The organism is Enterobacter sp. UPMP701 (assembly GCF_053709515.1).
Genome location: NZ_JBSKJN010000063.1, coordinates 1 through 413 on the forward strand (window position 1 = coordinate 1; position 413 = coordinate 413).

Genomic DNA, 413 nt, shown 5'->3' on the forward strand with positions numbered 1-413 from the left:
CAGAGCGTGCGATTGACAAGCCGTTCCTGCTGCCGATCGAAGACGTATTCTCCATCTCCGGTCGTGGTACCGTTGTTACCGGTCGTGTAGAACGCGGTATCATCAAAGTTGGTGAAGAAGTTGAAATCGTTGGTATCAAAGAGACTCAGAAGTCTACCTGTACTGGCGTTGAAATGTTCCGCAAACTGCTGGACGAAGGCCGTGCTGGTGAGAACGTAGGTGTTCTGCTGCGTGGTATCAAACGTGAAGAAATCGAACGTGGTCAGGTACTGGCTAAGCCGGGCACCATCAAGCCGCACACCAAGTTCGAATCTGAAGTGTACATTCTGTCCAAAGATGAAGGCGGTCGTCATACTCCGTTCTTCAAAGGCTACCGTCCGCAGTTCTACTTCCGTACTACTGACGTGACTGGT

The 413-nt window shown here is 51.1% G+C and carries 1 protein-coding gene; it reads left to right on the plus strand.

Going from position 1 to position 413, the window contains the following annotated elements; all coding sequences use genetic code 11:
- Positions 1 to 413 (plus strand): EF-Tu/IF-2/RF-3 family GTPase (locus ACWKXT_RS24365; RefSeq protein ID WP_454542719.1); only part of this gene is annotated, 413 nt, incomplete at both ends.